This window comes from Aerococcus urinaeequi (genome assembly GCF_001543205.1).
GTDB classification, from domain to species: Bacteria; Bacillota; Bacilli; order Lactobacillales; family Aerococcaceae; genus Aerococcus; species Aerococcus urinaeequi.
The window spans coordinates 899,354-915,576 of sequence record NZ_CP014162.1; the positions used below are offsets into that span (position 1 = coordinate 899,354).

The window sequence follows — 16,223 nt, forward strand, 5'->3', positions numbered from 1 at the left end:
CTTTATCTAATTGCAATATTACCTCGAATTGAAAGCGTTGTCAACCTATTTCGAAAACGTTTTCTAAATATTTTAATAAACGATATATTCGGTTGACAAGAGCAGCATAGAACATTACTTACATTTTTATACCTAGATAACGTGCAAGTTCATTTGATATATATTTTTTTCATTGGCTACCTTTGAAACTCTGAGTCCGATTGCCTTCTGTCACATTTTAACAATAAAAAACACCCTCATCGCTTTGAGGGTGAAAAAGGAAAAAACAAAAATGAAAGGATGATGCAATCTATTAGAGGTCTAGATTGCCTCAAAAGCATTATAGCATGGTTCAAATAAAAATGAAAGCCTTTTTATGAAACGTTTTCAACGTTGCTATTATAGGATTTCTCTATCATTTGTGACCTAGTGCGTCATTAGACTAAAAATTCATATAATGTCGGATTTTCAGATACCGAAATGTAATTGGCATCAAAATTCTTCAACCGGTCTAATAAACCGGGTAGGGTTTCGTAGTCACCCAATAGGATCCCAACAAGGGCTGGTCCATTTGACCGGGAAATTTTCTTGGTATATTCAAACTTAGCGATATCATCGTCGGGGCCTAAAACGTCCGTTACAAATTCTCTTAATGCGCCTGGTCTTTGCGGGAAATTCACTACAAAGTATTGTTTGGTTCCAGAATAGATCAAAGCTTTCTCCTCAATTTCCGCCATGCGGTTGATGTCGTTATTCCCACCAGAAATGATGCAGACAACTGTTTTGCCAACAAGGTCTTCGGCCATATTATCTAGGGCAGATACGGTCAAGGCACCTGAAGGTTCGGCTACGATGGCTTGCTTGGTGTACAAGTCAATAATTGTCCCCGCAATCTTACCTTCTTCGACTGTTTCAATGCGGTCAATATTGTCTTTCGCGTATTGGAAGGTGATGTCCCCTACCTTACCAACTGCTGTACCATCCGCGAATTTGTTCACTTTCTCAAGTGCTGTCGGCTGACCTTGGTCAAGGGCCAGTTTCATGGACGCTGCACCGGCTGGTTCAACGCCAACAATTTTGGTTTCAGGCATGGCTTCACGGACATATGCAGAAACACCAGAGATCAATCCACCCCCACCGATAGGCACTAAGACATAGTCTGCAGTTTCCCCGTCGGCAGTTAGGCTGTGGTGGATTTCAACAGCTAGTGACCCCTGGCCAGCGATGACATTTTCATCATCGTAAGGTTCAATAAAAGTCATCTGGTGTTTAGCACCATATTCGTGCGCAGCTTGGCTACACTCATCGAAGGTATCCCCTTCAATCACAATATTCACATAGTCCCCACCAAAATATCTGACTTGATTGATTTTTTGTGCGGGTGTCGTATTCGGCATATAAATCGTCGCCATTACTTGCTTTTCGTTACAAGCAAAGGCTACCCCTTGGGCGTGGTTGCCGGCTGAGGCACAGATAACACCTTTAGCTAAATCATCTTCACTGAGTTCACTAATTGAATAGTAGGCACCTCTTAATTTAAATGAACGTACAACTTGTAAGTCCTCACGTTTCAAATAAATGTTGGCCTTATACTTCTCAGATAAATATTGATCGTATTGTAAAGGTGTCTGATTGACGACCGACTGTAATTTTTTGTAGGCACTCAGTACCTTCTCCTTATTGACGCGTTTGACCATGTAGTCTCCCTCTTTCGTTTTGACCCTTTTTGTATAGCTTTAGTTGTTTGTGTCTACAGCATTCTCTTTAACGAACGGCATCATTTCGCGTAAGCGACCACCAACTTCTTCAATTTGGTGCCCTTGCTCTTTTTCACGCATTGCATAGAAGTCTTTAAAGCCGTTATCGTAATCATCTGTGAAACGTTTAGCGAATGAACCATCTTGGATATCGTTTAAAACATCCTTCATACGTTCTTTCACATCCGGTGTAATTAAACGTGGTCCTGATACGTAGTCCCCATATTCAGCAGTATTTGAACATGATTTACGCATGTGGTCCATACCACCTTCATATAATAGGTCTACGATTAATTTCAATTCATGCATCACTTCAAAGTAAGCAATTTCTGGTTGGTAGCCAGCTTCAACTAAAGTTTCAAAACCTGCTTGGATTAAATGTGTGGTCCCACCCATTAATACAGTTTGTTCACCGAACAAGTCAGATTCAGTTTCTTCACGGAAGTCTGTTTCAATGATTCCAACACGAGTTGCCCCGATACCATCAGCCCAAGACATGGCTAAGTCGCGCGCATTACCTGTTGCATCTTGATATACCGCAAATAATGAAGGCACCGCTGAGCCTTTCGTAAATTCACGACGTACCAAGTGTCCAGGCCCCTTAGGCGCAACCATGAACACATCAATTGAAGGATCTGGTTGGATGTTTTTGAAGTGGATGTTGAAACCATGGGCGAAGGCTAAAGCATTTCCTGCTTCTAAGTTCGGCGCAATTTCATTGGCGTAAGTATCTTTTTGAATTTCATCTGGTAATAAAATCATGATGATATCCGCTTTTTTCGTCGCTTCGGCAACTGAATATACATCAAATCCATCGTTGCGCGCACGGTTTGCAGAGCTACCTTCACGGATACCGATAATGACATTTTGGCCATTATCTCGTAAGTTTTGCGCATGCGCATGTCCTTGTGAACCATAGCCGACTACAGCGATTTGTTTACCTGATAATGCATTACTGGTCATATCTTTTTCGTAGTATACTTTTGCCATATTTTTTGCCTCCATATATGTTCTGTCGAGTGTTCTTGTGTCAATTCTTTGAAAAATAGCTATCTTAGCCAAGCTCAGATGGGTCTAACTGTGTTGCACTCACCACATCCACTTGCTTCAATAATTGTCTAGTCAAAAGAGTCGCCGCTTCCAAATCTTGGAAATTAATTCCAATCGTAATATAGGAAATCGCCGGATCGTCCGTCCCTGCTAGGGTTAAAGTGTCAATGTTATAACGCGGTTTAAGGACGACTTGTGTCACCCGGTTTAAAACACCAGGTCTATTCACTACCTTTAATCGGATAAACTGAAAGATCATGACAAGCCCTCCATTTCATTATTTGCCTTACCAGATGGCACCATCGGAGTAACCCGTTCGTATTTATCAATCAAGACTTCTAATACATAAGCCCCATCATAAGCCAACATCTCATCTACCGCCGCCTGCATATCCGCTGGGTCTGTTACCTTAGCCGCCTTCACGCCTAAAGCTTCCGACAACTTCACGAAGTCTGGCAAGCTCGATCCAAATTCAGAATGTGAATAACGGTCTGAATAGAAAGCATGTTGCCACTGATGCACCATCCCAAGCACCGTATTATTTAAAATAATAAATTTCGGTTGAATGCCATAATGTTGGATGATATTCAATTCCTGGTTGGTCATTTGGAATCCTCCGTCACCGATGATCCCTACAACAGGATGTTTCTCATCCGCCGCAAATGCCGCCCCAATCGTTGCCGGCACCCCATATCCCATAGTACCTAGTCCACCTGACGTTAAGTTTTGGCCAGGGAATTGGTAAGGATAATACTGAGCAGCCCACATTTGGTGTTGGCCAACGTCGGTCACGATATATGCTTGACCGTCCGTCGCCTTCCCTAAGTAATCCAGTACCGCTTGTGGTCGAATCGCGTCTGTCATCTCAGGCACCCGAGTAGGATGTAAGGCTTGGTTAGCCGCTTGGTGAGCCAACCAGTCCGTCTTATCAGACCAGCCTGCGATAGCTCCTTGTAAAAGTGCCCCCAAAGCCGTTTTAGCATCTGCCAGCAAGGCAATATCTGGTTCCATAATCTTGCCAATCTCCGCTAGATCAATATCCACATGGATAATCTTGGCATCCGGCGCAAAATTGTCAGGATTAGAAGCCACCCGGTCGTCGAAACGGCTACCAATATTTAAGAGACAATCTGTCTCCATCAAGGCCATATTGGCTGCATACGTTCCGTGCATCCCTGCTAGCCCTAAGTTTAGGGGGTCATCACTAGCAAGTAAACCAATCCCTAGTAGGGTATGGGTTACCGGGATATTGTAGCGGTGAGCAAATTCGCGTAGTTCTTGGTGGGCTTCAGATTTCACCACACCGTTCCCTACTAACAACAAAGGTTTTTCAGCTTGAAGCAAAGCATCCTTAATCGCAGCTACCGCCTCCAAGTCTACCTCATGATCCATGTTGTAACCTGGTAAATCGAAGCTATCATCAATATCTTCTAAAGCTACTTCCTGCACGCCGATATCTTTCGGAATATCCACTAATACAGGTCCTTTACGGCCGGAATTCGCTAAGTAGAAAGCTTCTTTGATGATACGTGGAATATCTTTAGCATCTTCAACTTGATAGGCATATTTCGTGATTGGCGTCATTAAAGAGACAACGTCGGTTTCCTGAAAGGCGTCTTTCCCAATACCAGATGTCGTAACCTGGCCCGAAATGACGACTAGAGGCACCGAATCCATCTGCGCTGTCGCCACCGCAGTGACAATATTTGTCGCTCCCGGTCCACTAGTTGTCACCGCTACACCCACTCGGCCAGCCACGCGGGCGTAACCATCGGCCATGTGACCAGCACCTTGTTCGTGACGAGCTAAGACGTGATTGACATTCTGGCGGAAAAATTCATCGTATATATGTAAAGCTGCACCACCAGGATAGCCAAAAATAATGTCTGCACCTTGATCTCGCAATGCATTGACGAGCAATTCCGTTCCTATACTGGTCTTCTTCGTTCTCTCCACATGAGCACCCCATTTCTATAAAATTTCATTTCCTTGGTATTGAAAGCAATAAAAAAGGCATCCCACAAACAGTATGTGGGATGCCAAGTCCCACTCAACATCGAATAGGACTCAAATTAACAGTAGTTAATTCCAGTCCTACGTCACGATAATGACTACAATATTAAAATTCGCTACTTTGAACGATTTCATAATGAGTGAAACTCCTCTCGTCTTTTTTAATGATTCAATAACGAAAGTATACTGAGAACTCTTTAACTTGTCAATGGCTATTTTTAATTGTTTTCTCATTTATACATCTGTGATTCGCCATATTGACTTTCTTACTTGGTATGATAAGTTTAATTTAATAGAATATTCGACTACATTCAGAAAGGATACGCCATGACATCAACCACAGAAAAAACCATCATCGAACTCGACAATGTCTGCTTCAACCGCCAAGATAAGGCCATATTAAAAAACATCCAATGGACCATCAACCAGGGGCAACACTGGGCCCTACTTGGTTTGAATGGGTCTGGTAAGTCGTCCATCATCAACATTCTAACCGGCTATCATTTTCCCTCTAGCGGTCAGGTGAGGGTCCTTGACCAGTTATTTGGCGTATCCTCAATCCCTGACCTACAAAGAAGAATCGGTATAGTTTCTGCTTGGATCAACCAAGAAATCCCAAGCCACTTATCTGTATTAGACACCATTATTTCGGGTAAATTTGCCAGTCTAGGCCTTTATCAAAAAGTAACGGATTCTTTAATCCAGGAAGCTGAAGACCTCTTAGAAACCTTTAATTTCGCCGCATTTAGGAACCGCAGAATGGCGACCCTATCTCAAGGTGAACGACAAACCATTTTGATCTTACGGGCCTTAATGACCCAACCTGAATTATTAATCTTAGATGAACCAACTAGTGGACTAGATTTATTTGCCCGAGAAAGTCTCTTAGCCATGCTGGACAAATTGGCCAAAGAAAAACCAGAAGTCACCCAATTAATGGTGACCCACCATACTGAGGAAATTATCCCACTTTATCAAAAAATTTGTTTATTAAAAGATGGGGAAATTTTTGCCAAAGGTGATCGGCCCTTGATGTTAGACCCTGATAGACTGCATGATTTCTACGGCCAGCCAGTACTTTTACGTCCCTTTAAAAAAGGCCGCATCCTAGTCATGCCCAAATAATTGGCTAATAAAAAGATAGTTTCAATTCAGTATAGCTGAATTGAAACTATCTTTTATTTATTGTTAAGCTATCTAAGTCAACTATTCTTGGTCTACAAGATAGCCCGATAATCTATGCGTAATTTGCACGGTAGTATTGGTTAACACGCAGGTTTAAGTTTTCCAAGAAGCCTGTACCATCTGTTAGGCCATCTGTTAAGACAACTAAGCTATATTGCGCTTGATCATTTTCATAATAGATACCACCATCATTTAAAGCTGTACCGTAGTTACCATATTTATTCGCCATCAAACTGCTGTTCACGTATGTCGTAAATAAGCGGTCTGGTGAAGTATTCAATAGATAATCAACAATCGGTTGATAGGTATCGTCAGTAGCCAATAAGTTGTAGTAAGCAAACAATAATTCAGCAGATATGATGTTATCGTCATAGAAGGCGTCATCAATTGTGACGTCTACACTATTCGCGACATTTGTTTTGAAGGCACCTGATCCATAAACTTCGTTGTAGTATCTAATCAACATATTCGTTGCTGTATTATCTGAATACATCAAGGCGTTAGCGATTAAATCTTCGATAGTATAGGCTGCTTGACCTGTGCCACTACCTACTGCAGCAGTAATGGTACCGTCACCCTCTTCATAATCTGCGTATGTATAAGTAACCTCTGTATCCCAGTCAACATAGCCTTCTTCAATCGCATCTACATACATTACCGCTAGCGGTAATTTAATCGTAGAAGCGGCAGTTTGGAAGGTACTTTCGTTAATTGTGTGGCTTTCGTCAGTTTTAAAGTTGGTATATTGTAGCGAAACTTGGCTTTCATCTACCCCAAATTCTGCCATTGTTGCTTCAATCAATTCATCTATTGAGGCGTATTGACTAGTATCGATTAGTTCAATACCTGATGCTTGCATCAAATCCAGGTTGTATACTTCTTCATCACTTAAGGTTAATGGGGTGTTACCTAAGGAGTCACTTGCAGTAGATTCGTCTACTGTCGCTGTTAATGAATCGCTTGATGCATCCCCTTCACCCTCATCATTATATTTAAATATAGCAATTAATACCGCTATTAAAGCCACTCCTAGAACGAAAAAGGGCACTAGAGGTTTAATACTAGATTTTTTTCTTCTTTTCGACATGCATTACTCCTTATTCATTTTTAATATTCTATGGTCCTCATCCCATGCATATGAATTTTACCAAGAAAATATGATTATACTGTGACAATTTCCCACTTATTGTGAATGAATGATGTTTTATATTTTAAGAGTATGTTAATTCTATGCCTGGTTCTCATATAAAACGAGACAAGATGGTTATCCTGTCTCGTTATGGTAGTTATTAATAAGCACGTGCATACCACACAGTGTATTTAGCAGGTTTACCAGAATATAGGTCAACTGTTTTTTCTATTGGTGGGTTGAATGGGATATTACGTGAAGTAAATCCTGTGGCTTCTTTGATGGCTGCTTCTGATTCATCAGTACCATCCCAACCAGCTAAAATCCAACCTGGACGTTCGCCATTTTCTTCACAAGCTTCAAGGTGAGCGGTTAATTGATCCATTGTATCAATGTCAAAATGTTCATTCTCAGCACGGAAAGCTATCGCTTTATCGTAAAGACGTTGGTGCATGTCATCAAAGCGTGTGTTGATTTCAGCAACTAAGTCTCCGTCTAATGAGAAGGCTTCTTTACCATCCACATCACGCATTTTAATCATGACGTGGTTGTTTTCCATATCACGTGGACCAAATTCAATTCTTAATGGTACACCATGTACTTCAGACTCGTTGTATTTGTAACCTGGTGAGTTGTTTGAATCATCAAGATTTACACGTAATCCAGCCTCTAATAATGTTGCTTTGATTTCCTGTAATTTCTCAAGTACTTGTGGATTTTTCTTGATATTACCAACAGGGATTAGCGATACTTGTGTACCGGCAACACGAGGTGGTAAGACTAACCCTTTTTCATCACCGTGGATCATGATCATGGCACCGATTAAACGGGTTGATGAACCCCAAGATGTTGTATGAACGTAAGTATGTTGGTTGTCTTCGTTTAAGAATTTAATATCAAAGGCTTCCGCAAAGTTTTGGCCTAAGTAGTGAGAAGTCCCTGCTTGAATGGCTTTTGTATCTTTTGTCATCGCTTCGATTGAGAAGGTATCAACCGCACCCGCAAACCGTTCTGATGGTGTTTTTTGTCCCTCGTAAACTGGCATTGCAAATACTTCTTTTACTAAGTCAGTATAGTAGTGTAACATTTTCATCGTACGTTCGCGTGCTTCTTCTTCAGTTGCATGCGCTGTGTGACCTTCTTGCCATAAGAATTCTGATGTACGGATAAATGGTAATGTCCGTTTCTCCCAACGGAAGACGTTAGCCCATTGGTTTAATTCCATTGGTAAATCACGGTAAGAGTTGATCCAATCTGACATCGCATTACCAAATAAAGTTTCAGAAGTTGGACGTAATGCCAATGGCTCTTCTAATTTTTCCTCACCTGCTTCAGTTACCCATGGTAATTCAGGTGCGAAACCTTCTACGTGGTCAGCCTCTTTTTCAAAGAAGTGTTTTGGAATTAACATTGGGAAGTAGGCGTTACGAATACCTTCCTTCTTCAACATTTCATTGAAGGCATCTTTATATGATTCCCATAATAAAAAGCCATCAGGTTTAAAAATCATTGTCCCACGGGCAGGACCGTAATCCATCAAATCACCCTGTTGAATTGCTTGTAAATACCATTTTGAAAAATCTGTTTGTTGTAAATTTTCTGTTGCTTCTTGCTTTGCCATTTTCATGCTCCTTTTAAAAAATATTCCTGTAACTAAAAAGAGCATCCCATCCATAAAGGACGAAATGCTCGCGGTGCCACCTTTTTTAGTCAGAGATACAAAAGGTCTCCAACTCTCTCAAAGACGATAACGGCGCCACCGTACCTTTTTCAAGGCGATTTTTATAAGTAGTAGGTTCATGTAGTCAGTGGGGATATGCTTACACCTGATCATATCTCGCTTAATCCTTAACAACATTACTAGTCTACAAATCGTTTGTTTATTCGCTTAGCTTACAGCCTATATTTTGCTTGATTAGCTAGTAAAAGTCAATATCTCTAGTCTTTTTCCCATGAGAAAAGACTAGTTTCATTAATCAAGCAAGTCAACTGTTAAATGACTAACCAATTCTTTCGTTAAGATTCGTTTTTGGGCGTGACCTGATTTTCGGCCTTCATAACCGTTACATAAGTAGACTTCTTCATCTGTATGTGCAACAACTTCCGGTAAATGATAGTCAGGGTCTACATAGTCTTTCAAGACTACATAGGTTAGAAAGGCCGTTGCAGCTAGATAACGCTCACCGGTATGTTTCTCACCAATGACCTTCGCAAAAATTTCCATCGAACGTTTACCTGCTCCCGTTACATAGGTTTCAACATGGGCAATATCGCCTTCTGGCAAAGGCGCTATGAAATGAATATCGTCCATATTACCAGTCATTGTACCGTATGGCGTCAACCGACCTGCGGATACAGAAGCCACATTATCCATGATATATAATATTTGGCCACCATATAAATTCTTATAAAAATTGGTTTGATTAGGCATAATTCGATGTGATTGTACTGCCTTAGTTCGTTTACAAGTTACTTGTGTCATAAATCTGACCTCCATTTAATCATTCATTCCGGACCTTTTAAGTGATTTACTTAAAGGTAAGGATAGAATAGGCGTTATAATCCCTGAAGTGACAGCTTCTAATAACCCATTACCGCCAATGGTAACTAAGAATGTAGCAATTAAAGCAGATGTTGGGATATTTAGCGCATTCGCATAAGCTTCTGCTGAAAATAGGTAAATCGCACCTAAAACAGTAACTGTATTCACTATAGACCCGATAACACCTGTAATGATAAATTTTGTTCTATCTTTCACCTTACCATCAAGGTATATAGCAATCCATCCTGAAATAAAGCCAACTAGCATCCGCGGAATAACAGATACTAAGGGGTTTAAGAAAACTACTGACATGATATCGGGCACAATTGCTGCCTTGATCATCCGCAAAATACCCCAAGAAGCACCGAGGATAAGTCCAGTTTGTGGCCCAAATAAACTAGCACCGATAATAACTGTTACATGAATAATTGTTGCCTGGACTGGTCCAATCGGGATATAGCCTATTCCAGGAACAAAAGTTTGAATAATTAAAATCGCCAACATCAAACTAATCACAGTTAATCTGGCGGTCCGTTCTTTTTGATGATCCATAATAAACCTCAATATCTAAATTTATAATATATGTGGCGTTATCATACCACGAATCCGCCCAACAATAAAAGGCTAACATTGAGCTAGCCTTCCTTGTCATCCTGATTAAATGGAAGATGTTTACCCTTCAGTATATCCACGAAACGGGCAGTTAATTTAGCAGTCATTCCCCATAAATGTTCCCCTTGAATATTGTAAAAAAGAATTCCCCGTTGTTCAGATCGACTAAAATTATATTGTTTCCCACCTGGAATTAGGTTAAAGGGGAAATCATCCGCCACTTGCTGGTGGTGGGCTACATAATGGACGTCAGGCGCCATGGTCTTCAACTCACGCAGAGGGATGGTAAAAACATGGTCCACTTCATACTTGTTGAGGGTCAAATCATCCAAACTTTCAATGGCTAATTCACCCACATAACAACCGATAATTCGTTTGCCCATGACAATATAATCCATTTCACCAACCACGTCGATCTTATCAGGGCTTACCCCCAACTCCTCCGTCGTTTCACGGACCGCGGCTTGCTCAAACCCTTCGCCCGCTTCTACCCGACCACCAGGAAAAGCGGCATCCCCAGCTTGGGAAATGCCGTTTGCCCTGTGTTCGAATAAAATATGCCATTCCCCGTCCAATTTGGCTAGAGGGATTAAGACGGCATATGCTTTTTCAACGTCGAGAGGGCGTGGTTCGTAGGTTTGAAAGATACGTCTAACCTCATCCATCACAATCGCCCTTCCTTCAATTGATGTTGATCTTTTGATAATAAATTATTTGTCGCGGTTTTGGTAAGCTTCCCAGTCAGCTGTAAAGCCTTCGATACCTTTGTCAGTTAAGACGTGACCCCATAATTTAGGGAATAGGCTACCTGGAATCGTACCAATGTGTGCACCAGCTAACGCAGAGCCTTCAAAGTGAGCGATGTGACGGATAGATGCTGCAATGATTTCAGCTTCATAACCGTAAATATCTAATACTTCACGTAATTCTGCAATTAATTTCAATCCATCTTGACCTAAGTCATCGATACGACCGATAAATGGTGAAATATAAGTTGCACCTGCTTTAGCTGCCATTAATCCTTGAGAAACAGAGAAGATTAAAGTCACATTTGTTTTAATGCCTTCTTTAGAAAGTGTATTTACAGCTTTCAAACCAGCTTCAGTCATAGGGATTTTGACAACAACGTTGTCTGCCCATTTAGCAATCTCATGTGCTTCTTCAACCATTTCTTCGTAGGTTAAACCAGTAACCTCAGCAGAAACTGGACCATCAATTGTACCAGCGATGTCTTTGATTACTTCTTCAAAATCGCGTCCTTCTTTAGCTACTAGAGATGGATTCGTTGTTACACCGTCAACTAAACCCAAGTCATTAATTCGTTTAATTTCATCAATGTTTGCAGTATCTAAGAAAAATTTCATTTTTCAAAAGCCTCCTGTTAGCTAATTCATGACTGACGTAGTGACAAAGGTGGTAGCTGACAAATTAGTCAGCTAAACCTTTAAATGTATTGGCAACATTTTCAGCTGTAAAGCCATATTCTTCTTGGATTAAATCACCTTTACCTGAAGCACCAAAGCGGTCGATACCAACGATAGCACCATTTAAGCCAGTGTATTTCGCCCAACCGAATGAAGCACCCATTTCAACAGCCACACGTTTAGTGATGGCTTTTGGTAATACAGACTCTTTGTAAGCTGCATCTTGTGCATCAAAAATTTCTTGAGATGGCATAGATACGACAGATACGTGGATACCTTCTTCAGCTAATTTCGCTTGAGCTGCAATCGCTAAGCTTACTTCCGAACCAGTCGCAATTAAGATACCTGTTTGCTCACCAGCTGCTGGAGAAATAACGTATGCACCTTTACGGACACCTTCTTCAGCGTTTTCTTTTGTACCTTCTAAGACCGGTAGGTCTTGACGTGTTAAGACTAACATCGTTGGTGTTTCTTCTGATTCAAGGGCTAATTTCCAAGCTACCCCTACTTCGTTTCCGTCTGCAGGACGAACAACATTTACGTTGTGCATTGCACGGAATGAAGCCAATTGTTCAACTGGTTCATGGGTTGGACCATCTTCACCAACACCAATTGAGTCATGGGTAAAGACATAAGTTACTGGTAATTTAGAAATCGCAGCTAAACGAACCGCTGGACGTAGATAGTCAGAGAAGACGAAGAATGTACCAGCGTATGTTTTAGAACCACCATGTAAAGCAATACCATTCATCGCTGCAGCCATCGCAAATTCACGCACACCATACCAAATGTTACGTCCTTGGTAAGATCCTGCTTGGAATTCTTCATCTGCATCATTCATCGTATTGTTAGAAGAAGATAAGTCCGCTGATCCACCCCAGAATTCTGGTAATGCTTTACCAATTGCTTGAATAGCTGCTTGAGAAGTTTTACGACTTGCTGCCGCTTTATCACCTACTTCATAAACAGGGATGTTAGCTTCCCAACCTTCAGGTAATTTACCTGCATAAGCACGTTCATATTGCGCCGCTAAGTCTGGATAAGCTGCTTTATAGTCAGCAAATAGCTTGTTCCAAGCTTCTTCTTCGGACTGGCCACGAGACGCAACAACTTCATTGAAACGGTCGTAAACTTCTTGAGGAATATCGAATGCATCATAGTCCCAACCAAATTTTTTCTTAGCGAAAGTAGACCCTTCTGCACCTAATGGTGCACCGTGAACACCAGATGTACCTTGTTTTTCAGCACCGAAACCAATAATTGTTTTAATTTCAATTAATGTAGGTTGATCAGTGTTAGCTTTTGCTTGCTCAATAGCGGTATTGATTGCTTCTAAATCATTACCGTCTTTTACTAGAATGTGTTCCCAGCCGTAAGCTTTGAAACGATCACCAACATTTTCAGTAAAGGCTTTAGAAGTAGGCCCGTCTAATGAAATGTCGTTCGAATCGTATAAAGCGATTAATTTGTTCAGTTTTAAATGACCAGCTAAAGATGCCGCTTCTTGCGTCACACCTTCCATCAAGTCACCGTCACCAACTAGGGTGTAAGTAAAATGATCCACAACGTTAAAACCGTCTTTATTGTAAACAGCAGCGTCATGCGCTTCTGCCATTGCCATACCTACTGCATTAGCAAAACCTTGACCTAATGGACCTGTTGTTGCTTCTACACCGTCAGTTTCGTGTACCTCTGGATGTCCAGGGGTTTTCGAACCGAATTGACGGAAGTTTTTTGTATCTTCTAAAGATACATCGAATCCTGATAAATGAAGTAAGCTATAAAGCATTGCAGAACCATGTCCAGCGGACAATACAAAACGGTCACGGTTAGTCCATTTACTGTGTTGTGGGTTTTGACGAATGTGCTTAGACCAAAGGGCATAAGCCATTGGTGCAGCACCTAAAGGTAAACCTGGGTGGCCAGAATTTGCCTTATCCACCATATCTGTGCTTAAAGCACGAATAGCGTTTGTTGCTAAAATATCCGTGTTGTCAAACATTCATTTCACTCCTTAAAATCTGTTCAATTTCTCATTTAAAGCTGACAGCTTGTCATACTAACAGTATAACAAAGTTTATAATAAATCACTATTCATAGGGATTAGAACTTATCGTTCATCCAAAATTTTATTGAGCATCAAAAACTAATTTTTCTAATGCTTTTGCAATCCCTTCATCATCATTGGATGCTGTTACGTACTGGGCATTGTCTTTTAATTCGTCAATTGCGTTACCCATAGCAACCCCACAACCAGCCCATTTAATCATCGATAAATCATTCGCTTGGTCACCAAAGGCCATTGTTTCACTTTGATCAATACCTAAGCTTTCTGCTAATTTAGCTAAAGCTTCTCCTTTATCAACGCCTTTTGGCATGATTTCTAAGAAGAACGGCTCAGATTTCATAATCGAGTATTTTTCAAATAAACTAGCGTCTAAGGTTGCGATAAAAGCATCTAATTTTCCTGGTTCAGCAGTAATCATCACTTTTGGTGCCGTAACTTCCCCATCAAAGAAATCAACTGTTCTGATTGGCATCTCATTCAATGTAGATTCAACATCTACATATTGATCTTTAGGTGCATCTTGCACAATCACATATTGATCATCATGGGCATGAACATCTAAATCGTGTGCCTTAGCTAATTCAACCCAACTTTGTAATTCATCATTAGTTAAGGCATGTGAGAAGACGGTATCGTCTGTTGCTACTTCTTTTACCAAGCCACCATTAAAGCAAGAAACAAATGGCACAATTTCACGGCCAACTAAATCTGCATTTAGTAGTACACCTTTATAAGGTCGACCTGATGAGATAACCACATGGATACCCGCATCATGCAATTTATGAAGCGCTTCCTTAGTAGCTTGTGACACCTCTTTTTTCGAATTTACTAAAGTCCCATCAATATCAAATGCGATTAATTTATACATCTATGCATTTCCTCCATCTTTTTTAAAATATTCTGGCAGTCTCATATCACCTTCATATGAAATAACAACCGGCTTATCTCCAAACGTTACACGACCATTCACAACCTGATAATTAGCTTTAGAAATTTCATCTTTATATTCTCCATCAGGTATACCCAATTCAATTTCAGCAGCTTGTCCTTCTTCTCTCAATTTGAAAATACCAAACAAATGCTGCGTATAATAATGGTAAGAAAGTACCACTGTTGAATCTCCAGCAGGCATAATCGTATAGTAACCACTCTTACATACTTCTCGTTTCTTAATTTGTGACATACGATTGATTAACGGGGTTAAATCTTGATTAATAGCCCAATTAATCGTTTCACCGCTTCGGAAATTAAAGCGTTCTTTTAATCCATACTCCTGTCCCATAAATAAGCTAGCTATCCCTTTTTGGAAAAAGGCAAAAGCTGTCCAGTTTTCTAGTTCACTACCTGGTTTAACACATTCTGCAAAACGTGGGAATTCCTCAAATTCTAAAGAACGCATACTTACGTATGTATTTGGCATCATCAACTCCTGGAAATTTAAAGTACCAACAAAGTTTTCCAAGGACATATCTCCATGATAAAAACGATTTTTATAGAAGGAACCTGGAATTTGATCAACCACGTCAAAGTTAGGATATAATTCCCCTTCTGTCCAATAAGGCATATTCATTTGTTGTAACTTCGTTAGAATTGATAAAGGCATGGTCGCAGCCACCCAATAAAAATATGGATGAACATCTTCCACTTCAGCCCGTGCTGATGCCCAAAATTCAGGTCGAACCAGTTGGGCATGGTTTGCCGCAAATCCATCCACAAATTTAGCCCAATATTTTAGGTTTTCAATGATATAATCCCATAATTTAGGGTTGGTATAGTCTAAATCGTATGAACTATCATAAATATCTAAGCGAGAAATCATTTCACCCTGTTCATTATGTAAGAAATATTCAGGGTGTTCTTTAACTAACTCCGAATCCTTTGCTAAATGGAATAGTTGTAGGTTTAACATCACTTGCATACCCATCTCATGGATAGTATCCACTAATTCTTGAAAATCATCTAGGCTACCATACTGCGGGGAGACCTCAGAGATATTTTTCACGATCATTGGATTACCTTCCAGATTATCAGCAACCCTCAAGTCAGTAGTTGGAAAGATAGACTGCAGCAAAATAATGTCTACGCCCAAATCTTTTAACCGTTGAAGCTCTGGAATAATCGATTTGAATGTCCCTTCCTCTGTAAAATTGCGAACAAATAACTTATACAGCGTTTTGTGACGTAACGTTAAGTTCGTTACTTTAGCCATGGCTGACCTCCTATGTTAAATGCGACTCTTTTTGCTATCTTCATTCTAGCATACGTGTATCAAATTACTCACCATAATAATTCTTATAACTAGTAAAATGATTTCTACTAGTCTAAAAACCCTTGAAAAAGCTTTTTTACCTACAAATACGTAAAATTCATCCGAATAAAATGATTTTTGCGAACGTTTGAAAATTAAATTAAATAAACATTCGTGTTTGGTATTGATTTTTCTGCTCGAGTCTTTATAATGATA

At 40.4% G+C, this 16,223-nt stretch carries 14 protein-coding genes; 1 reads left to right on the top strand and 13 read right to left on the bottom strand.

All coding sequences use genetic code 11. The features are described 5' to 3' along the window. Positions 1–416 precede the first annotated feature (416 nt). From ilvA to ilvB, 4 genes are all read right to left on the bottom strand, one after another. Positions 417–1,676, bottom strand: coding sequence for a threonine ammonia-lyase IlvA (gene ilvA / locus AWM74_RS04035; RefSeq protein ID WP_026465139.1), 1,260 nt, complete (start codon positions 1,674–1,676; stop codon positions 417–419). Between the two features lie 39 nt (positions 1,677–1,715). After that, positions 1,716–2,726 carry a ketol-acid reductoisomerase gene (ilvC, locus tag AWM74_RS04040; RefSeq protein WP_026465138.1) on the bottom strand — a complete coding sequence of 337 codons (1,011 nt, stop codon included), beginning with the start codon at positions 2,724–2,726 and terminating at the stop codon, positions 1,716–1,718. Between the two features lie 64 nt (positions 2,727–2,790). Then, positions 2,791–3,045: an ACT domain-containing protein gene (locus tag AWM74_RS04045; protein WP_026465137.1), complete on the bottom strand. Its 255-nt coding sequence runs from the start codon at positions 3,043–3,045 to the stop codon at positions 2,791–2,793. Continuing rightward, the gene (gene ilvB / locus AWM74_RS04050; protein ID WP_026465136.1) at positions 3,042–4,742 is read right to left on the bottom strand and encodes a biosynthetic-type acetolactate synthase large subunit; all 1,701 of its coding nucleotides are present in this window, start codon (positions 4,740–4,742) and stop codon (positions 3,042–3,044) included. Before ilvB ends, AWM74_RS04045 begins: the two co-directional genes overlap by 4 nt. A 384-nt stretch (positions 4,743–5,126) precedes the next feature. Between ilvB and AWM74_RS04055 the strand changes: the two genes are divergently transcribed. Beyond that, positions 5,127–5,924 (top strand): ABC transporter ATP-binding protein, encoded by a 798-nt coding sequence (locus AWM74_RS04055; protein WP_034257883.1) that lies wholly within the window; start codon positions 5,127–5,129, stop codon positions 5,922–5,924. Between the two features lie 112 nt (positions 5,925–6,036). Here AWM74_RS04055 and AWM74_RS04060 read toward each other — a convergent pair whose 3' ends face one another. From AWM74_RS04060 to AWM74_RS04100, 9 genes are all read right to left on the bottom strand, one after another. Next, positions 6,037–7,071 (bottom strand): serine hydrolase, encoded by a 1,035-nt coding sequence (locus tag AWM74_RS04060; RefSeq protein WP_026465134.1) that lies wholly within the window; start codon positions 7,069–7,071, stop codon positions 6,037–6,039. Between the two features lie 202 nt (positions 7,072–7,273). After that, positions 7,274–8,734, bottom strand: coding sequence for a proline--tRNA ligase (proS, locus tag AWM74_RS04065; protein WP_026465133.1), 1,461 nt, complete (start codon positions 8,732–8,734; stop codon positions 7,274–7,276). A 351-nt stretch (positions 8,735–9,085) separates the two neighbouring features. After that, the gene (locus AWM74_RS04070) at positions 9,086–9,595 is read right to left on the bottom strand and encodes an acyl-CoA thioesterase (protein WP_026465132.1); all 510 of its coding nucleotides are present in this window, start codon (positions 9,593–9,595) and stop codon (positions 9,086–9,088) included. Positions 9,596–9,610: 15 nt separating this feature from the next. Beyond that, complete coding sequence (locus tag AWM74_RS04075) at positions 9,611–10,207, bottom strand: ECF transporter S component (RefSeq protein ID WP_026465131.1); 597 nt, start codon at positions 10,205–10,207, stop codon at positions 9,611–9,613. 83 nt (positions 10,208–10,290) lie between these two features. Beyond that, complete coding sequence (locus AWM74_RS04080; protein ID WP_026465130.1) at positions 10,291–10,932, bottom strand: NUDIX hydrolase; 642 nt, start codon at positions 10,930–10,932, stop codon at positions 10,291–10,293. Positions 10,933–10,977: 45 nt separating this feature from the next. Continuing rightward, positions 10,978–11,631 (bottom strand): fructose-6-phosphate aldolase, encoded by a 654-nt coding sequence (gene fsa / locus AWM74_RS04085; RefSeq protein WP_026465129.1) that lies wholly within the window; start codon positions 11,629–11,631, stop codon positions 10,978–10,980. Between the two features lie 64 nt (positions 11,632–11,695). Further along, positions 11,696–13,693 (bottom strand): transketolase, encoded by a 1,998-nt coding sequence (tkt, locus tag AWM74_RS04090; RefSeq protein WP_026465128.1) that lies wholly within the window; start codon positions 13,691–13,693, stop codon positions 11,696–11,698. A 127-nt stretch (positions 13,694–13,820) separates the two neighbouring features. Beyond that, on the bottom strand, positions 13,821–14,627 hold the full coding sequence (locus AWM74_RS04095) for a Cof-type HAD-IIB family hydrolase (RefSeq protein ID WP_026465127.1): 807 nt from the start codon (positions 14,625–14,627) through the stop codon (positions 13,821–13,823). Next, a complete protein-coding gene (locus AWM74_RS04100) occupies positions 14,628–15,968 on the bottom strand; it encodes an alpha-amylase family glycosyl hydrolase (RefSeq protein WP_026465126.1) in 1,341 nt (446 codons plus the stop codon). Positions 15,969–16,223: the final 255 nt, after the last annotated feature.